Origin of the sequence: Anaerospora sp. (assembly GCF_032013335.1) — a bacterium.
Lineage (GTDB): Bacteria > Bacillota > Negativicutes > Sporomusales > DSM-15969 > Anaerospora.
On record NZ_DALZUO010000008.1, the window covers coordinates 1 to 19,501 of the forward strand.

Here is a 19,501-nt window from a genome sequence, read left to right on the forward strand (position 1 = left end):
GTTTTTAGTTTCGGAATCACTATGATCACGCTCCCTCTCGCTTTATAAACCGGTTTACTAAACCGGTTCACTTCCTATATTTCTGGCTAACATCAGTTTTTCCTGCCTCATTGAAAGGATTATTTTAAATTTTTCAGTTTATTTCCGGCTAACACAGAGTACACCCCACTCTAGTATTCCCCGCCAGCAAAGTTTAACACACTCCTGTATACCTCACTAGGGGAGCCATTACCACCAGTAGCGATAACAGTTCTCCTCGTCCCTTCCTATCCGCGCACCCCAAGGGGGAGTTGAGTTATTCACCAGCAGTAGCCACAAGCCCCGTTTCCCCCTAGCTACTGCCAACAGGCGCCTACCGCCGAGAAGCTAAACATGAGATTGCCGCGTCGCTACGCTCCTCACAATGACACATAGCCCACAGCATAACACCGCCTTGTCGGGGCACCCCGCAGGGGAGCCATCCACCACCAACAGCCACAAGCCCGTTCCCCATCCGTGCACCCCGCAGGGGAGCCATCCACTACCAACTGCATCCAGCCCGTTTCCCCGTCCCCCCCCACGTCCCCTTCTGCCGCCAAGCTCAGGCTGGCGAGAAAGGTTTAGCTGCTAGGAAGGCCGAGGAAGCGAGCGAAGACAGTACAGCGGCTGTACGGCAAGCGAGCTCCCGCAGGCCTGACAACGCAGATGAGCCTTTATCGCCAGCCGTCCCTACAATGTGACGCCGGTTTTGAAGATGGCGATCTCCCGAAACCCCATCTTCTCGGCTTTTGTTTCCTGCCCTGAGGCCACAGCAATGATATAGTCAAAGAACTCGTCCGTTACGTCTGCCATTGTCTTACCCGCCAGCAGCTGCCCTGCATCAAAATCCATCCAGTTCTGCTTGTGCTGAAACAGGTCACTGTTTGTAGCAACTTTGATGGTAGGAACAGCAGTTCCCAGAGGTGTACCTCTGCCGGTGGTAAACAGTACCATATGACAGCCAGACGCAGCCAGCACGGTACAAGCCACGGCATCATTGCCTGGTCCATTAAGAAGATTCAGCCCTTTTATGCTTACCCGCTCACCATAATCGAGTACATCAACAACCGTACTGCGACCGCCTTTTTGCGTGCAGCCAAGCGATTTATCTTCGAGTGTAGTTATACCGCCCTTTTTATTGCCTGGCGAGGGGTTCTCATATACCGGCTGATTATGAAATTTGAAGTACTGTTTAAAATCATTGATCAGCTTGACTGTCTTATCAAATACTTGTTCATCCCGCGCACGGTTCATTAGAATAGTCTCTGCGCCAAACATTTCCGGCACTTCCGTAAGTACAGTACTACCGCCGCAGCCAATCAGCACATCTGAGAAGGACCCTACCAGGGGATTTGCAGTAATGCCGGAGAACCCATCCGAACCACCACACTTTAACCCTACAACAAGTTCCGACACAGGACACTCTGTGCGGCTGTACCGATTGGCATGCTGCAGCAGTTCCTCCATCAGCTCAAGTCCAGTGGCAATTTCATCCCCCACCTCCTGAGCAACAAGGAACTTCACCCGTTCAGGATCATAATCGCCCAAAGCAGCTTTAAATTCGGGAATGTTATTATTTTCACATCCCAGCCCCAGTACTAATACTGCACCCGCATTAGGATGATTAACCAAATCAATAAGAATTTGGCGGGTTGTCCGATGATCATCGCCCAGCTGAGAGCAGCCGTAAGGATGGGTGAACTCGTAAATGCCGTCAACATTCGGCAGCGCAGCCAAATCAGCCTGAGCTGTTTTAGCGATCAACTGGGCTGCCCGGTTTACGCAGCTTACAGTAGGAATAATCCATACCTCATTGCGAATACCGACTGTACCATCATCGCGTCGATAGCCGCGAAAGGTCTTGCCGCATTGCCCTGAGACTTCATGATATACAGGGTCCGGTGAATACTGATAATCCAGCACCTCGCCAAGATTTGTTTTTACATTATGCGTATGCAGCCATTGCCCGGCTTTCACCGGAGTATTGGTCTTACCAATAGCAAAACCATATTTAATAACATTCTCGCCAGCCTCAATATCGCGCAAGGCAATTTTATGCCCTTTGTCAATATTCTCTAATGCAGTCAGTTCTGACGAACCATAAGCTACCTTTTCGCCTTTTTTTATATCGCTGATAGTAACAGCTACATTATCTCGTTCATGAATGACCAGTATTGCCATATTACCGTGCCACCAGCTCTTTCACTACTGTTTGAATGCCGCTTGCAGTAATTTTATACAAATAATCCGCTGTTTTTTCCGTTAAGCCTGGTACCTGATTCAAATCCCGGCCCCACATGGCAGTATTAGCTAGCACCACTTTGGCAACAGACAAGGCGCCCTGCGTGGTATTGTCATATTTCGACCAGGTCTCAACAAAAAACTCGAGCGCAGGCAAGTCATCCTTCATTTCAAATGTCCCCTTGTTTCGCTTTGCCTGCATGCCTGAGCCTTCAATTTTTCCATCTTTGTATACACTAATCAGGGCTGCCAGCGAAACTACCAACTTCTCCGGCAGTTTTCCGTGCTGCTCCTGATATTCCAGGATAGAGGGCAGCACACGGGTTTTAAATTTGGACGATGAGTTAAGTAAAATACTCAGCAAATAATGCTTAATGTAGGGGTTTTGAAAGCGCTCTATTACCGAATTGGCGAAATCAGTCATTAAGTTCTTATCGAGCTTAATAGATGGTACGATTTCATCATACACGGCCTGGCGAACAAAAGCGCCCATAATTTCGTGATCCATCATTTCACCAACGGTATCGAGACCATAAAGAAAGGCTGCCGGTACGGAGCAAGTATGTCCGCCATTTAATATCCGCACTTTACGGGTACGATAGGGCGCCATATCGTCTGTCCAGACTACATTAAGACCAGCCTCAGCAAAAGGCAGCCGCTTTGCTAGATGAGACGGCCCTTCAATTACCCACAGGTGAAACAGTTCCCCCGCATTGAGCAATTTGTCTTCATAGCCCAGTCTTTCCGTCAGCGCCGCTGCCTCATCGCGGGGATATCCGGTCACAACGCGATCAACAAGCGTATTCAGGAAGTAATTATGTTCCTTAAGCCACGCGGAAAACTCCTGCGGCCATTGCCACTCTTCAGCCAGCCGCAGTACAATAGCTTTCAAATTATCTCCATTGCGGTCAATTAATTCACATGGCAAAATTACCATTCCCGTTGCTGGGTCACCTTCAAAATGACAATAACGATGGTACAGATATAGAGCCAGCTTGGCAGGGAAAGATGCGGGAGGTGTCATCTCTGGCCGGTCGGTACTTTCATAGGCAATACCGGCCTCTGTCGTATTGGATACAATAAATTCAATATCCCTGTTTTCAGCGCAGAGCAAATATTCATTCCATTCTTTATAAGGGTTAATACCGCGGCTGATGGAGGAAATGATTTCAGTCTTTTCAACAGGCTTGCCGTCCTGCAATCCCCTGAGCAGCAGTGTAAACAGGCCTTCCTGCTCATTGATTAATGGTACTAAGCCTTCGGCAATAGGCTGTACGACAACCACACTGCCATTGAATAAACCTTGTTTATTCAGCTGGTGAAATTTCCAGTCTACAAAAGCCCGCAGAAAATTACCTTCGCCAAATTGCAGTACCCGCTCGGGCAATTGAACTGATCCGGTAATACCTGCTGCGTTTCGATTAAGTTGTTGCATATTATTTTCCTCCCCTATTTTACTGCTGACTGCGAGCACCTTGTCAGCCCTAATCCAGTGAATACTGACGATCTATTTTCCGCAACCCTTCGTTGTCGTCGGTCAGCATACATCCGGTATGCCTCCCTCCTTCGCCTTGGTTTGCGAAAAATAGCCTCGCCATCATCCTACTGTTTTAAAGCCGATAAGGCGCTGATCTTCAAATTTACGGGAAATCCTTTTTGTATCGCCGATTGATCAGCCAGCTCTTTTAAGAATAAGCTGTCCCTAAGCGGCAGAGTCACCGTCATTCCCAGAAAAGCGGACTTATAAAGGGCGAGGATGATTTCCAGTGACTTTCGACCCTCAGTCCCACTTACTTTGACCGACTCCTTATTCTGAATAGCAGTAATAAATTGCCGGAACTGCTGTTCATGATTCTCGTCCGTCACCTGCGGGCTGCTCACACCTACTTGTTCGGCAGCAGCACTTGCACTGTATTGCTCACCCGACTTTAAGCAGTAGTAGACTAAATCATCATTTTCAATAATAGCAGTACCTTCACTGCCATACAGCTCAATTTTTGAAGCTAGGCCTGGATAAGCATTTGTTGTTGCCTCAATAACCCCGATTGCACCATTGGCAAACGCAACTGTCGCGGCTGCCGTATCTTCAACCTCTATCCGTTCATGTCCCGCCGTAGCACAATGAGCCGTTACTTCGGTCACTGGTCCGGCCAGGTATTGTAACAAATCCACATAGTGAATCCCTTGATTCATCAGCACTCCGCCGCCATCCAGCTGCCACGTACCGCGCCACGCGCCACTATCGTAATATTCCTGACTGCGATACAGCTTAGCATAACACCCCGCGAAACTCAGTTTTCCCAGTTTTCCCTGAGTAACCATTTCTTTCAACCGGACCACTCCCGGACTGAACCGGCGCTGAAAGATAACACCAAGCTGCACCCCGTACTGCTCACAGGCCTTTATAATGGCATCTGCTCTCTCCAGAGAAATCTCCAGGGGTTTTTCAATCAATACATGTTTACCCGCCCGTGCTGCCTGAACAGCAAAATCGGCATGAACACCGCTGGGCGTACAAATCGCAACAGCATCTATGCTGCTTTCCAGCAGTTCCTGGTAATCTGCAAAAAACCTGCTGCCAAATTGCTCTGCAAGCGCTCTCCCTTTAGCGCATGACCGGGAATAGACAGCTGCCAATTCGGCAGTCTCAATTCGACTCAGCACTTGTGCATGGGTCGGAGCAATTGCACCGCTGCCAACAAGTGCAAACCGGATCTTTTCCATACTTGCTACCAGCCTTTACTGAATATTTTTTTCTAAGCTTTTTCTGTATTCAGAGGGACTCACACCAGTCAACTTACGAAACATATTGCTGAAATAGGCAATATCACTATAGCCCAAGCGACAGGCAATTTCTGATATGCGCAGTGTTGTACTTGTTAATAATAGCTTGGCTTCTTTAATTCGCAAGCTGCTTACATAATCAATAAAGTTAATATGCATTTCCTGTTTAAATAGCTGACTAAGGTAAGAGGGGTTCATATGAACGCATTTTGCCGCGTCGGCTAGCGTTACATCACCGGGAGGAGTCTTAGTTATATAGCGCAGCACTTGCTGGATAGTTGATAAAGTGTTCGCATCCGGTAGTTTTTCCACTGCTGCTTCCACTTGGCGGCTCTGACATAACCGGAGCCACTTTCCCAGGCAAATATCCAATTCAGCCGGATCAACCGGCTTCACCAGATAATCAAATACGCCACTGCGTAATGCCTTTTGAACATATTGAAAATCGTCATGAACGGTAATCAAAATGACATCTTGTTTCTCCTGCTGCTGACGAAGCTGCTCAACAAAAGCAAGACCATCCATCACCGGCATCCGTATATCGCTAATCACCAGATCAACCTTATTATTTTGCAGCCAATCAAGCGCCTCAAGGCCATTTGAACATTCATGCTGAATTTGAAATGGCTTATTCAATTTTTCAATCGTGTGGCGCAATGCGGTTCGCACCCACCGTTCATCATCTACTAACAGCATGCTGTTCATACTGCATCCCCTTTCTGTATTGCAACTGACAGCGGCATTCTCAGTGTTACTACCGTTCCTTCGCCAAGAGTGCTTTCCACAGATAAACCGTAATCAGCTTCGTATATACGGCTGATTCGACGATGCACATTAACCAGTCCGATACTGTGCCCGCCTTGACTAATATCTTTTTGCTGCAAATCAGCACGAATACGTTCCAGAGTAGCCTGATCAATTCCCGGACCATTGTCACTAACTTCGATAACAAAAGACTGCTCATCCCGCTGACAAGCAGTAATGACAATTTCCAGCGGCTGGCCCGCCATGCCCATACCGTGGGTAAAACAATTTTCAATTAGAGGCTGCAGCGAAAATTTGATCATGGACAAATCCCAGGCCCAGTTAGGGATGCAAAACCGATACGTAAATTGTCCCTCAAACCGGAACTGCTGTATTTGCAGGTACACCTGGCAAACGCGAATTTCATCGCGCAGCGGCACTACCGGCACTTTACTGCGTAGATTGTAGCGCAGTAATTGCCCTAACGCTGCCGACATAGTGGCAATATCTTCTGCATCTTTATCAAGGGCCATTCCCCGGATCGTTTCCAGTGAATTATAAAGAAAATGAGGATTAATCTGGGATTGTAAAACTTTTAATTCCATTTCTTTACTTCTGAGGGCCCCTTCTGTTTCACGCAGCTTAGAAAAATAAACCTCTTCCACCAGACTTGCCAGTTTTTCCACCATTTTATTGAAGCCTTTTGAAAGCTGCCCTAATTCATCGCCAGTCTCAACAAGTACGCGAGCACTAAAATCCCCCACTTCGACCTGCCGCATAAAATGCTGCAGGCGCCGGATAGGCCGGATGAGCGAAGCCGCAAAAAAAACGCCTAAAATATAAGCGGCTGCCAACGTAAGGAGAGTAGTCAGCAATACCGTCTCACCGATACGACCTGCCGGACGGCTCAGTTCAGCATAGGGAATCGATGTAACAAAACGCCAGCCCAAATTAGCAGAATGACTAAAGGTTAGAAAGTCCTCCCCCTTATTGACCCGCAGTGAAGTGCCTTCGTCTGCCTGAGTAAACAGAGAGAAGTCTAATTTTTCCAGTACTTTACCTAACTTTTTCTCATCCGGATGATACACATAATGGCCTTCGCTGTCCAGAATATAGAAATATCCATTGCGGGTAACGCTGACCTTATCAGCAATGTCCTTAATACGGCGGTAATTAACATCCACTAACAATATTCCTACCGGCTCCAGCGTCTGGGGACTATAAATTCGCCGCGCCAGGGTCATTACCGGCTCATGCCTCACTTCATGCTGCAGAATACGAGTAAAGAGCAAAGATCCGCCGTTATAGGGAATGACGGAAAACCATCTTTCGCCAGTTACATTAATTGCGGCCCCTTCCGGAATATGTCCATCGCTGTCGACAATCTCTGCTCCATCGAGGATAACTGTAATATTTGAAATTTCCGAACCGGAATAGGCGGCATTTCTCAGCATAACTTCCACCTGTTTCCGAATGGTTTCATACTTCTCCCCGACTTTGGGTTCGGCCTTAACTAGTTCAGCCAAATCAGGATGATTAAGAATTTTTAAAGAAGTAATCTCCAAATCACGTACATAATACTCCACATGTGATTCTATCTGCTCCATGACCTGCCAACTATACTGGCGAGCCTCTTCTTCCAGTTCAACCGAAGACTGGTGGTAGGATATCAGGCCTACAATCAGCAACGGCACAATGATAAGCAATGCAGAAAAGATAAACAACTTCGATGTCAGAGGCGTGTCAGACAGCCAAAACCGCAATAGACGCATATACCTTCACCTAATATTTAAAATTTACTTATCAATTTCGGCAAATGACTGTCGGATACCTCTGAAGATTTTAAAAACTCCAGCGAGGCAGGCAGCCTCGCTGGAGTTGAGAGGATTACATTCCGGACTGCACTTTAGGTTCCGGGAATAACACTACTATTATTTACGTGCTTGAGCAATTGCATCCAATACGTCTTTGAAGTCAGCTTGATATTTGTCAATAACCGGTTTTACAGCATCCTGCCAAGGTTTGACATCAGATACTTCCGTAATGGTTACACCAGCTTCACGCAGTTTGGCTTCTGATTCTTTTTCGTATTTAGCCCATGCGTCCCGTTGGAATTTTACAGAATCAAGAGCGGCTTGCTTAATTAGTTTCTTGTCATCGTCGGACATTTTATCCCAATGAATCTTGCTGATCAGCAATACTTCAGGAACCCGTTGATGTTTATCAAGAATGAAATTCTTGGCCGATTGATAATGATTGGAGGAGTAGTAGCTAGGATAATTGTTTTCTGCGGCATCAATAACGCCTGTCTGCAGCGCGCTAAATACTTCGCCATATCCCATAGGAGTTGCGCTGGCACCTAAAGCAGACATCATATCCATGTTGATTTTGTTCTGTTGAACGCGAATTTTGAGGCCTTTAATATCATTCAGGCTTTTTAACGGTGTACGGCCATAGAAGCTGCGAGCACCGGAATCATAATAAGCCAGGCCTTTCATCTTGGATTTTTCCAAGCCGTCCAACATTTGAACGCCCATTGGGCCTTCAAGGAATTTCCACAGGTGTTCATCGTTATCAAAAATATAAGGCAATGACATTGCGCCATATTGTTTATTAAACTCAGCGAGCGGAGCAGAGCTTACGCGGGTCATTTCAATAGCACCCAGTTGAACTTGCTCGATAACTGCTTTTTCTTCTCCTAGCTGAGCAGACGGAAATACTTCAACTTTAATACGGCCGTTACTCCGTTCACCAACTAGTTCAGCAAATTTCTTATCACCTAAAGTGGTAGGGTAATCTGGTGGATGAGTTTCTGCCAACCGAAGCGTAAATTTAGCCCCTTCTTTTTTCTCACCAGCAGGCGCAGCTTGTTTTTGACCACAGCCGGCGAACAGCAGTGATCCGGCAACCAATAAGGACAGGACAGCAGTTGCTAGTTTTTTAGATCTCATATATTCATCCCCCTAAAATTTTTTGGGAATATCCCCTTAGTTATTTAAACATTGTGGGCAGCCACATTGAAATCTGCGGAATATAGGTTATGAGCATCAGTACAACTATCATGGCATAAAAGAAAGGTAACATTGCCTTGGTGCCAGCGTGTACCGATATTTTACCAATTGCACATCCAACAAACAATACCGTCCCAACCGGTGGTGTCAATAAACCCATCCCTGAATTCAAGATTAGCAGGATGCCAAAGTGAACAGGGTCCATCCCCAATTTAACTGCTACCGGTAATAATATCGGCGTCATAATGAGAATCATCGGAGCCATATCCATTGGACCGCCTAAAATGAGCAACAGGATGTTTATGAGCAGTAAAATCACAAACGGGTTGTTTGATACTTCCAAAAATAATTGTGTAATTAAATCAGGTATTTTCAGATAAGCCAGCATCCAGCCAAAAGCATTGGAAGCTGCAATCAGGAAAAATACCATCAGTACAATTCGAAACGTCCGCTTAAGCACAGTCCACATGCGCGTAATCGGTACTTCCCGGTATCCCAGGAAGGCAAGCACGAATGCATAAGTGGCAGCCATCGCTCCGGATTCAGTTGCCGTGAACCAGCCGGTTATAATACCGCCTAGAATAATGACAGCTGGTGTCATAGAAAGGATACCATGCGTCAGAATGCCCGGGATCTCACTGCGAGGAACGGGATCACTTTTTTGATACCCCCGCTTTACCGCAATAACATAGCCAGTAACCATTAGAGAAGTTAATAGGACAAAACCAGGTACGATACCTGCTAAAAATAATGCTTTTATTGAAATACCGCCTGCGGCAATGGAGTAAAGCACCAAATTATGACTGGGAGGCACAACTACGCCCTGAATAGCCGACGAAATTGTTACACCCACAGAATAGTCAGCATCGTAACCTTTTTTTTGCATCATGGGAATCATAACCGAACCAACTGAAGATGCATCTGCTACTGCCGAACCTGAGATATTACCAAAAAACATACAGGCTACACTATTGACAAGCGCCAAGCCGCCCCGCACACGTCCAACCAACAGATTGGCCATGTTTACCAGCCGCAAGGCCAGACCGCCTTCACCCATTATTTGTCCGGTCAAAATAAAGAACGGAATCGCCAGAAGCGAATAACTGCTAATTCCTTGAATCATTTGCTGCCCGACTACCGGCAGAGGAATATCCATATACATAACAGTAAGCATTGTCGATCCGACCAGTGTAAGAGCGATTGGAAAACGGAGCAGGATCAGTACTAAGAAGCTTACTCCCAATAAAATTGATGCTATTGCTTGATCTTCCATTATTCAGCCCCCTCTTCCAGTCCCTGATGCCGACGGGTATCAACACCAAAAAACTGCAGTGCTGCATAGGCACAGACCATGATCCCGCTTACGGGCATTACGGCGTAGACTACGCTAGAAGGCAATTTTGTTGCCGGCAATGTTGATTCACTCATAAGAACGGTAAAATCAAAACCTTGAATAATTAAATAAAGTCCAAAAGCAAACGTACAAATTTCAATAAAACGATCCAATATAGTGACAAGCTTAACTGGTAAATAACTGTCAATTGTGTCCATTGCCAAATGAAGACCTTCTCTGAAGCCGATCGCCATTCCCATAAAAGCAAACCACACTAACAACAGCAGCGTAACTTCTTCAGACCAAAAGAAAACAAAATTAAATAATTTCCGCGTCACGACCTGCATAGTAACAATGAAAATCATTGAAAGCAGCGCTAACAAAGCAAATGTTTCCAGCCAATTATCCACAGCTAATACAAATTTGCGCAGCATTTGCACTTATCTTACCCCCTTTGTTTGAATATTCTTTTCTTTACTATTGTACCTGCTTGCCTCTTTATAGTGTGATACTGTTTTTTTTGAATTTTTTGTGTTTTTTTTAGATGTTTAAAAAATAAAGCTGCTTACTTTTACCATATGGCAAAAGTAAGCAGCTTATCGTGATTTGTTTATTTAGAAGAAGTGCAGACCAACAATGAAGATAATACCAGACCAAATCAGGGAGGTTACACAATACCCCATGATATCGCGAACACCAAGACCTGCAATAGCCAACGCCGGCAGCGCCCAGAAAGGCTGCGCCATATTCATCCACGCTTCTCCGTAAGCAATTGCCATTGCAGCTTTTCCTAAATCAGCACCCAGAGCCTGAGCGGCCGGAATGACAAACGGACCTTGTACAACCCAGTGACCACCACCGGAAGGAACTGCAAAATTAATGATCCCGGAGCTAAAGAAGGCCAAAACAGGGAATGTTTCTTTTGTGGCAATATTAACAAACCAGTTTGTAATAATGCCGCCCAGCCCGGAATGTTCCATCATAACCTGAATAGCCGCATATAACGGGAATTGAACAAGAATCCCGGCAGTTCCACGAGCAGCATTCGTTACGGCCCGCATGTACGACATCGGTGTTTTGTGCAATACGATACCGGCAGTAAAGAATATAAGGTTAACGGTATTGATGTTCATATTAAAGCCGTTTTTCATAAAATACATAATCAGATAAATCGTACCGAAAACGCCGATTACCAAGGACAGAAGCGGACTTTCTTCTAATTTTTCCGCAAAAGTAGCATTAGGTCCAAGTTTTTTGGCAGTAGAAGGTTCTTCTGCAAGAAGTGCCGGATCAACTGCAATTACATCACTTTCTTTAGGCATCATCATACGGCACAAGAATGGCAGCGTTACAATAAGCGCAACTGTAATAAAGATATTGTAAGGAGTGAAAATAGTTTGGGATAAGGGAATAATGCCTGCCAATTTTTCTATCGGATTTCCTTTCGTGGCAGCTACTAACGGAACAGAGCCGGACAAACCGCCGTGCCAGGTAAGGAAGCCGATATAAGCACTGGCAATCAGCAAACGATAGTCTGATTTAGGCACCCGCCGGGCCACTTCGCGGGCAAACAGCGCACCTACGACCAAACCAAAGCCCCAGTTGATAATGCAGCAAATCGCCGACATAAAAGTAACGAGCATAACACCCTGAGCCGGCGTTTTTGCCAGCGAAGCCAGGCTGCTCATTCCCCTGCGCAGCAAGGGCGAACTTGCCAAAGCATGACCGGTAACTAATACGAGCGCCATCTGCATAGAGAATGCCAGAAGATTCCAGAAACCGTCACCAAACATATTAACCATATCCATGGGGCTGCTTGGTGTGAGCGTGATCCCCAAAATGAATGTCAAAATAATCAATAGGATAGCAAAAACCAGCGGATCAGGTAAAAACCGGCCTACAAAAGTAGTAAGGGCTCGGGATATTGCTTGTATCATCGTATTACAGTCCTTTCATCGTCGTTATTTCAGAGTGAACAATAAATTCTGCTTCAGTACCTGCTTTAACAGCTGCAACATCAACGCCTGGAGCAATTTCTTCCAAAATCAGCTTTCCTTCGGTGATCCGGAAAACTGCCAGTTCCGTTACAATCATGGAAACTACGCCTTTGCCGGTCAGTGGCAATGTGCATTCTTTCAGGATCTTAGGAGCTCCCTTAGCAGTATGCTCCATCGCAACGATTACTTTTTTGGCACCTGCTACCAGATCCATTGCTCCGCCCATACCAGGAACCATTTTGCCTGGAACCATCCAATTAGCCAGATTGCCGTGCTGGTCAGCCTGGAGGCCGCCAAGTACGGTTACATCTACATGACCGCCTCTTACCAGTGTAAAGGACATAAGGCTGTCAAATACGGCACCGCCCGGAAGAATTCCGGCTGGTTTTCCTCCGGCGTTAACAAGATCAGGATCAGGCTCGCCCTGTACTGGCCCAAGGCCGGTAAAACCATTCTCCGAATGGAGGGTAACAGTAATTCCTTCCGGTAAATAATTAGTTACCAGCGTCGGCAAGCCGATACCAAGATTCACAACATCCCCGTCTTTGAGCTCTGCCGCAACACGGCGGGCGATAATCTCTTTTGCTTCCATCTATTTCGCCTCCCCTGAAACGATGATTTTGTCAACTAATATGCCGGGGGTCATAACTTCATCAGGATCAAGCTGTCCAACTTCAACAAGCTCCTCCACTTCAGCAATTACCAGGTCAGCAGCCAAGGCCATCACCGGGTTAAAGTTACGGGCCGATTTGTTGTAAATTAGATTCCCCGCTTTGTCCGCCTTTTTGGCTTTGATAAGGGCAAGATCAGCTTTAAGCGCCTTTTCCAGCAAATACTCCGTACCGTCGACAGTTAACTTCTGTTTACCTTCCTCTACAATCGTACCTACACCGGTAGGAGTAAGCACTCCCCCCAGTCCGGCACCTGCAGCTCTGATTCTTTCAGCCAACGTTCCCTGTGGTACCAGATCGACTTGCATTTCACCGGCCATCATTTGTCGTCCGGTCTCGGGATTCGTGCCGATGTGCGAAACAATTGCTTTTTTTACTCGCTTGTTAACGACAAGTACACCAACACCGCTGTCAGGGAAAGCAGTATCATTGCCAATCAGCGTTAAATCATTCACTCCTGTTTCAAGCAACGCATTTACTAGAACAGTTGGAGTACCAACAGCCAGAAATCCGCCAATCATTACCGTCATTCCGGTCTGAAAAGAGGCAGAAACTTGCTGGATTGTTGTTAGTTTGTCCATGTGGCAGCACCTCCTGGAATTGTGTTAATTGATGAAATAGTATTCCACATTGCATATTGCAAGAGTCATGCCAATGAAAATAGCGTAAAAAAAACAGCTTTTGCAGTACGCAAAAGCCGGAAACAAGTAGAGAAAAGCTGATATTTGTTGCACAGTGACTATTTTTTATACAGCAGTACCTTATCAACTAAACTTTTGGCTAGGTACTAGCAAAGTTCATACTCTTCAATTTTATAAAGCAACGCCCTTCTGCTCATAGCAAGGTCTTTGGCAGTTTTCACCTTATTGCCATTATTATTGGCAAGTGCCTGTTTAATGATATTGCGCTCGACCTGTTTAATAATTTCCTTCAGAGACTGACCTGTATAATCGCTGCTTGCTTCCATTGCAAGAATTTGCTGACGACTGAGCGACTGAGGCAAATCCTCGGGAAAAATAACACAGCCGGTGCTCATAATCACTGCCCTTTCGACAACATTGGCCAGTTCACGCACGTTGCCAGGCCAGTGATAATCTGCTAGCAGTGAACAGGTTTCCTGATCAAACATGGACATGGTTTTATTGTTTTCCTGGGCATACTTGTGCAAAAAGTAGTCAGCTAATAAAGGAATATCTTCTCTTCGTTCACGCAAAGGCGGTACATGAATATATACGACATTCAGCCGGTAATACAGATCTTCCCGGAAAGTACCTTTCGCCACCATTTCCTCTAAGCAGCGATTTGTCGCAGCAATTATGCGAATATCGGTCTTAATCGGCTCTGTTCCACCTACCCGCTCAAACTCCCGTTCTTGCAGCACCCGCAGCAACTTTACCTGCAAGGCCTGTGAAACCTCACCAATTTCATCCAAGAAAATCGTTCCTTTATTTGCCAGCTCAAAGCGCCCCAGTTTACGTGCTGCAGCACCGGTAAATGCACCTTTTTCATGACCAAATAACTCGCTTTCCAGCAAGGATTCCGGCAAGGCGCCACAATTAATTTTAATCAGCGGCCCATGGCTGCGCTGGCTGTTATAATGAATCGTGTTGGCAATCAGTTCTTTGCCTGTGCCGCTTTCACCGGTGATTAATACGGTTGCATTTGTGCTCGCAACCTTACCGATAATCCGGTATAGCTCCTGCATTTTGGGACTGTTTGTCAGCAGCTTGTCCAGACGGTAGTTACTGTATAATTCCTCGCGCAGCACCTTTACTTCTTCCGTAAGAGTCTGTACTTGCATAGCCCTCTTGATCAGCAGTTTTACTTCATCGATATTAAACGGCTTAATAATATAATCATAGGCTCCGAGCTTAACAGCTTCAACCGCCGTTTCCACTGCAGCAAAAGCAGTCATTAATATAACAAGAACCTCTTTATTCTCCTCACGGATCGCCTTAAATGCGGATAAACCATCCAAATGAGGCATGCGAATATCCATAATCACTAATGCCGGTTTAATAAGACGGGCTTTTTCAACAGCCTGCTGCCCATCATCTGCCGTCTCAACTGTATAGCCCTCTTTTTTCAAAACCGCCGTCAGCAGTTTGCGAACACTCTCTTCATCATCAACTACCAAAATCGTCCAATTAGACCGCATGATCTTCATCCTCTCCTCTTTGCCGAAGGGGAATATTTACCGTGATAGTCGTTCCCTGCCCGACAACGCTGTCTACCTTGATTTGTCCCTGGTGGGCCGTGACAATGCGATGAACCACGGGCAATCCAAGACCGGTACCGGTTTCTTTAGTGGTGTAAAAGGGATCAAAAATTTTAACTGCATCTTGTTCTGCAATTCCCACACCAGTATCAGTAAAAGAAATACATACCCGGGATGCTTCTTTATTCCAGGCTGTTCGTATTGTAATTATTCCCTGTCTCTGCATAGCTTGCATCGCGTTGATCACCAGATTTAGAAACACTTGTTTAAATTGTTCGGCATCCATTTCGACAAGCGGAAGGTCTGCCGCCATCTGCAAATCAAATTCCACCAGATTACGAACGGTTTTATTTTTAACAAGCACCAGTGTTTGTTCTAGCAGGTTGTTTACGTCAACCGTAGTAATAGACGCCGGGTTGGGGCGGGCAAAATACAGCAGTTCTTCAATAATCCGGTTCACTCGGTCTACTTCCCTGATAATAATGGGGGTGTATTCGCGGCGTTCTTCCTCACTGTCTGAATCAGCCAGATATTGAACAAATCCTTTAATACTGGTAAGAGGGTTTCGCACCTCATGAGCTACTCCTGCCATCAATTCCCCCAGGGCTGCCAGCCGGTCCGCCCGTTTGACCTGCTGTTCCAAACGGTGATTGGCTGTAAGATCACGGAAAACAACAACTGCTCCGATTATTTCCTCATTCGCATTGCGCAGACGGGTCGTACTGGTACTAATATGAATGGTTCCGGTCCGCACCGGATAATCAGTCTCCTGGCCGAGATGGCTCTTACCCGTCCGGAGCGTATCAAGAAGCAGACTATTGAACCGCTTCCCATGGCAAAATACTTTTTCATATGCGACGCCGACAATTTCCTCTGCCTCATACCCGGTCAGGCGTTCAGCCGCTTGATTAAGAGATGTTATCACTCCGTGATTGTCAACCGTAATGATACCGTCTGTCATACTATCCATAATATGCTCAGTTAACGTTCGCGCTTCTACAAGCGATTTGGCCATATTATTAATAGCTGCTGCAATTTCACCGATTTCACCCGTTGGCCCTGTAATAGGAATTTTGAGGTCCTTTTCCATACGCCTCAAGCCCTCTTTAATGGTATTCACTCCGCTGACAATGGTATCGGCAAACCATAAAATCAGGATAATACTGAGCGCCATACCAACACCAACCGACCAAAATATATTGCGTTCCATGTCCGCAATTTGCATCTGAATATCATCGGTTAATTCATTAGCCCATACATAGCCGATTACCTGTTCATTGCGAATGATCGGCACCATGGCATTCATAATGCTCCCTCTCACCAATGGACCTACCTGCACCCGGCTCTCGCCGGTACGCATGACCATCATTCCCGGATGCTGCTCACCGATGACCACTCCTACTTTGCCGGAGTAAAGACTGCTGGGACCGTAAGTTACAATGCCCTGCACATCCGGTGTGTACACATAGTAACCTGCTCCAACGCCGGGATATACGGCCGCTACCCTATCAGTAAATCCAGCCAAAGCTTGATTAAGTACTTTGAGCTTCGCGTTCCCATCCGCCTGTTCTGCATTTTCTCTAATCAGTATTTCATTAAAACCGCTGCCAATATTTTGCTCCAGCAGCCTGGCAGCACCGAACAGTTTTCGCTCCTTTTCTGCAAGCAAAGCCGCCTCTGCATCGGTTTTCATAATATATCCCGCTACCACCATCGGAATGGTAACAACAAGCAAAGTAAGAATAATCATCTTACCACGCAAATTTGCTGGCCAAAACCCCTTCATAACTATCCTCCGTATTCACGCAGATCGTATCGTGTAGCTATATTGTAATATCATGCAACTATTATGCCAATGGAACAGAATTCCAGTTTACCACTTTCAAGTTCCATTGAAACACTTTCACCAATTAAAAAAAGGATGACGGTTCTTCCCGTCATCCTTTTCGCTCATTTCTTATATTTACTTGGCAGATGCCTGCTGTGGTTCCTGTCCGTTCTCTTTTGCCGCAGCAGCCAGCTGTTTTTTGGCGTCCCTCGTTTGATGCCAGGCTGCCTTTGCCAATTGCAGTACCCGGTTCTCCAGTTTGGCTAATGGATTGCCTACCACCTTACCCAGATAGGATAACGCCATTTCTAGTTTGCCAGTGCGGCGCAGCAGCTCACCAATTAGATACTCCAACGCCATTTGACTCATATTGCCAATCGGCAGGCGCTCTTTTAAAAGTGCCTGTTCATAATAAGTACGGGCTTTATCAAGGGCCAGCTGCTCTGGCTCCTGTTCTTCACCTTCCCGGTAAAGCCATGCCAGTCTGAGATACAATGCTCCTAGCCGGCTGTTTAAGGCGCTGCTTAATTCAGCATAAAAAATTGCTAATTTATAAGTAGCAATGGCCTGCTCACGCGTACGGGGTCCGCTGAAATTCACATTAACCGCACGGCCAGTAAGAAAAGTTCGTATCTTATCAACCGCCGCAGCAGTTTGCTCAGCAAAATAGGTATCCATCGCCGCATAACCGCAATGAGGGCAAACCCATATTGCATAAAAATTGGGATTCACTTCTTTATAGTAAGTGCAGTAATCACTGTCTTGCTTAAGCATTGTTAAGCGGGTACGTGCCTTAGTTGCGGAAAAGGTTTTTTTGCATACCGGACAATCCTTGTCAGTAGTAAAAATCGGCTCTACAGCCATTAAACATCCCTCCCTGGTAATATAACCATACCATAAAAGCGAATGTTTTTATAGATACCTGTCCGTTTTTTTAGTTTCATGCCCCTGCCGCCGCAAAGGCCTCACTAACAATCGCCTGTGCTTCCTGCTGAATTTGCCGCAGATGCGCTTCATCTTTAAAGCTTTCCGCATAAATTTTATATATTTCTTCCGTTCCCGAAGGGCGGGCAGCAAACCAGCCATTTTGTGTACACACTTTCAGTCCACCGATAGCTTCGCCATTATAAGGTGCTTTCGTCAGCTTTGCTGTAATTATCTCACCTGCTAGCCTATCGGCTTTTACTTGCTCAGGGGTAAGCGCTGCCAATACAACTTTCTGCCTTGCATTAGCCGCAGCATCCATTCGCGTATAAACAGGTGTCCCAAAACGGTCTGTCAAGCTCCGGTAGTGCTCGCCAGGATCACGCCCCGTCTTAGCAGTGATCTCTGCCGCCAGCAGGCAAAGCTGAATACCGTCTTTATCAGTGGTCCAAACCGTTCCATCCTTTTTAAGAAAAGCAGCTCCGGCGCTCTCTTCGCCGCCAAAGCCAAAAGACCCATCAACCAGGCCATTTACAAACCACTTAAACCCAACTGGCACCTCAGCCAGTTCCCGATTTAAACTACCTGCAACGCGATCAATCATTGAGGAACTCACAATCGTTTTACCGATTGCCGCATCTTTGCGCCATCCCGTACGCTGCTGAAATAAATAAGAAATTGCTACTGACAGGTAATGATTAGGATTGAGCAGACCGCTGCTGGGTGTGACAATTCCATGGCGGTCGAAATCGGGGTCATTGCCGAAAGCAAGATCATATTTATCTTTTAAATCAATTAGTCCGGCCATCGCATAGGGTGAAGAGCAATCCATCCGGATTTTACCGTCACTATCCCTATTCATAAAGCTAAAAGTCGGATCAGCATATCCATTAATTACATCAATAGAAAGGCCATAAACTTCCGCAATCGGCTGCCAAAAACCAATACCGGCCCCCCCCAGAGCATCTGCTCCAAATTTAAGCCCCGCTGCCTTAATACTATCCATATCAATGCAATTTTTCAGGTCATGTACATAAGGCATGATGAAATCATATTCGTGAACAGTAGGCGATTTTAGTGCCCGCTCGTAAGACAGACGGGCGACCTCGGTATTCCCTTGCTGTAAAAACAAATTGGCTTTCTCAGCAATCCACTTGGTAATACCGGCATCAGCTGGCCCTCCATTGGGAGGATTGTACTTAATACCGCCATTATCCGGCGGATTATGTGAAGGCGTAATGACAATTCCATCAGCCAGCCCACTTTTTCGACCTTTATTATAGCTTAAAATAGCATGGGAAATTGCCGGTGTAGGCGTATAATTCATATCTTTGGCAATTCGTGTTTCAACCTGATTAGCAGCCAGCACCTCTAGTGCGGAAATAAAAGCAGGCTCAGATAACGCATGCGTATCGAAGCCAATAAACAGAGGACCTGTTATCCCTTGCAACTTACGATAACAACAGATAGCCTGCGTAATGGCATAAATATGGTCTTCATTGAAACTATACAAAAATGAACTACCCCGGTGCCCGGAAGTACCAAAAGAAACTTGCTGCGACGGCAGGCTGCCGTCGGGCTTATTCGTATAATACGCACTAACAAGACGCGGTATATTAACCAAATCAGACCTTTGTGCCTTTTTTCCTGCGAATGGGTGGATCGACATACTCGCTACACCTCTCCATCAATTTGTCTTCTTATTATGTATTGACATAATTTCCATTATTTT

General features: G+C 46.0%; 15 protein-coding genes. All 15 read right to left on the bottom strand.

Annotated features, from left to right (window positions below):
* Positions 1-708: 708 nt before the first annotated feature.
* On the bottom strand, positions 709-2,199 hold the full coding sequence (locus RTR76_RS08555; protein WP_312519235.1) for an altronate dehydratase family protein: 1,491 nt from the start codon (positions 2,197-2,199) through the stop codon (positions 709-711).
* Position 2,200: 1 nt separating this feature from the next.
* On the bottom strand, positions 2,201-3,694 hold the full coding sequence (locus RTR76_RS08560; protein WP_312519238.1) for a tagaturonate reductase: 1,494 nt from the start codon (positions 3,692-3,694) through the stop codon (positions 2,201-2,203).
* Between the two features lie 167 nt (positions 3,695-3,861).
* Positions 3,862-4,983 (bottom strand): Gfo/Idh/MocA family oxidoreductase, encoded by a 1,122-nt coding sequence (locus tag RTR76_RS08565; protein ID WP_312519241.1) that lies wholly within the window; start codon positions 4,981-4,983, stop codon positions 3,862-3,864.
* Positions 4,984-4,998: 15 nt separating this feature from the next.
* Positions 4,999-5,748, bottom strand: coding sequence for a response regulator (locus RTR76_RS08570; RefSeq protein ID WP_312519244.1), 750 nt, complete (start codon positions 5,746-5,748; stop codon positions 4,999-5,001).
* Entirely contained in the window at positions 5,745-7,559 is a 1,815-nt protein-coding gene (locus RTR76_RS08575) for a sensor histidine kinase (RefSeq protein ID WP_312519246.1), read from the bottom strand. The genes RTR76_RS08570 and RTR76_RS08575 overlap by 4 nt, the downstream gene beginning before the upstream one ends.
* Before the next feature lie 159 nt (positions 7,560-7,718).
* Positions 7,719-8,738, bottom strand: a complete 1,020-nt coding sequence (locus tag RTR76_RS08580; protein ID WP_312519248.1) for a TRAP transporter substrate-binding protein — start codon at positions 8,736-8,738, stop codon at positions 7,719-7,721.
* 40 nt (positions 8,739-8,778) lie between these two features.
* On the bottom strand, positions 8,779-10,071 hold the full coding sequence (locus tag RTR76_RS08585) for a TRAP transporter large permease (protein WP_312519250.1): 1,293 nt from the start codon (positions 10,069-10,071) through the stop codon (positions 8,779-8,781).
* Positions 10,071-10,565, bottom strand: coding sequence for a TRAP transporter small permease (locus RTR76_RS08590; RefSeq protein ID WP_312519593.1), 495 nt, complete (start codon positions 10,563-10,565; stop codon positions 10,071-10,073). Before RTR76_RS08590 ends, RTR76_RS08585 begins: the two co-directional genes overlap by 1 nt.
* 180 nt (positions 10,566-10,745) lie before the next feature.
* Positions 10,746-12,068 carry a TIGR00366 family protein gene (locus RTR76_RS08595; RefSeq protein ID WP_312519252.1) on the bottom strand — a complete coding sequence of 441 codons (1,323 nt, stop codon included), beginning with the start codon at positions 12,066-12,068 and terminating at the stop codon, positions 10,746-10,748.
* A 4-nt stretch (positions 12,069-12,072) separates the two neighbouring features.
* The gene (locus tag RTR76_RS08600; RefSeq protein WP_312519254.1) at positions 12,073-12,720 is read right to left on the bottom strand and encodes a 3-oxoacid CoA-transferase subunit B; all 648 of its coding nucleotides are present in this window, start codon (positions 12,718-12,720) and stop codon (positions 12,073-12,075) included.
* Complete coding sequence (gene atoD / locus RTR76_RS08605) at positions 12,721-13,380, bottom strand: acetate CoA-transferase subunit alpha (protein ID WP_312519256.1); 660 nt, start codon at positions 13,378-13,380, stop codon at positions 12,721-12,723. It lies immediately after the preceding gene.
* A 206-nt stretch (positions 13,381-13,586) separates the two neighbouring features.
* Positions 13,587-14,966, bottom strand: a complete 1,380-nt coding sequence (locus RTR76_RS08610) for a sigma 54-interacting transcriptional regulator (protein ID WP_312519258.1) — start codon at positions 14,964-14,966, stop codon at positions 13,587-13,589.
* Complete coding sequence (atoS, locus tag RTR76_RS08615) at positions 14,947-16,803, bottom strand: two-component system sensor histidine kinase AtoS (protein WP_312519260.1); 1,857 nt, start codon at positions 16,801-16,803, stop codon at positions 14,947-14,949. Before atoS ends, RTR76_RS08610 begins: the two co-directional genes overlap by 20 nt.
* Before the next feature lie 177 nt (positions 16,804-16,980).
* On the bottom strand, positions 16,981-17,709 hold the full coding sequence (locus RTR76_RS08620) for a DUF2225 domain-containing protein (RefSeq protein ID WP_312519262.1): 729 nt from the start codon (positions 17,707-17,709) through the stop codon (positions 16,981-16,983).
* Between the two features lie 76 nt (positions 17,710-17,785).
* Positions 17,786-19,438, bottom strand: a complete 1,653-nt coding sequence (gene pgm, locus RTR76_RS08625; RefSeq protein ID WP_312519265.1) for a phosphoglucomutase (alpha-D-glucose-1,6-bisphosphate-dependent) — start codon at positions 19,436-19,438, stop codon at positions 17,786-17,788.
* Positions 19,439-19,501: the final 63 nt, after the last annotated feature.

What these genes read in the sequence shown, in the direction of transcription:
- RTR76_RS08555 (WP_312519235.1), bottom strand. Translation starts at nt 2,199, where the DNA reads ATGGCAATACTGGTCATTCATGAACGAGATAATGTAGCTGTTACTATC.
- RTR76_RS08560 (WP_312519238.1), bottom strand. Translation starts at nt 3,694, where the DNA reads ATGCAACAACTTAATCGAAACGCAGCAGGTATTACCGGATCAGTTCAA.
- RTR76_RS08565 (WP_312519241.1), bottom strand. Translation starts at nt 4,983, where the DNA reads ATGGAAAAGATCCGGTTTGCACTTGTTGGCAGCGGTGCAATTGCTCCG.
- RTR76_RS08570 (WP_312519244.1), bottom strand. Translation starts at nt 5,748, where the DNA reads ATGAACAGCATGCTGTTAGTAGATGATGAACGGTGGGTGCGAACCGCA.
- RTR76_RS08575 (WP_312519246.1), bottom strand. Translation starts at nt 7,559, where the DNA reads ATGCGTCTATTGCGGTTTTGGCTGTCTGACACGCCTCTGACATCGAAG.
- RTR76_RS08580 (WP_312519248.1), bottom strand. Translation starts at nt 8,738, where the DNA reads ATGAGATCTAAAAAACTAGCAACTGCTGTCCTGTCCTTATTGGTTGCC.
- RTR76_RS08585 (WP_312519250.1), bottom strand. Translation starts at nt 10,071, where the DNA reads ATGGAAGATCAAGCAATAGCATCAATTTTATTGGGAGTAAGCTTCTTA.
- RTR76_RS08590 (WP_312519593.1), bottom strand. Translation starts at nt 10,565, where the DNA reads ATGCTGCGCAAATTTGTATTAGCTGTGGATAATTGGCTGGAAACATTT.
- RTR76_RS08595 (WP_312519252.1), bottom strand. Translation starts at nt 12,068, where the DNA reads ATGATACAAGCAATATCCCGAGCCCTTACTACTTTTGTAGGCCGGTTT.
- RTR76_RS08600 (WP_312519254.1), bottom strand. Translation starts at nt 12,720, where the DNA reads ATGGAAGCAAAAGAGATTATCGCCCGCCGTGTTGCGGCAGAGCTCAAA.
- atoD (WP_312519256.1), bottom strand. Translation starts at nt 13,380, where the DNA reads ATGGACAAACTAACAACAATCCAGCAAGTTTCTGCCTCTTTTCAGACC.
- RTR76_RS08610 (WP_312519258.1), bottom strand. Translation starts at nt 14,966, where the DNA reads ATGAAGATCATGCGGTCTAATTGGACGATTTTGGTAGTTGATGATGAA.
- atoS (WP_312519260.1), bottom strand. Translation starts at nt 16,803, where the DNA reads ATGAAGGGGTTTTGGCCAGCAAATTTGCGTGGTAAGATGATTATTCTT.
- RTR76_RS08620 (WP_312519262.1), bottom strand. Translation starts at nt 17,709, where the DNA reads ATGGCTGTAGAGCCGATTTTTACTACTGACAAGGATTGTCCGGTATGC.
- pgm (WP_312519265.1), bottom strand. Translation starts at nt 19,438, where the DNA reads ATGTCGATCCACCCATTCGCAGGAAAAAAGGCACAAAGGTCTGATTTG.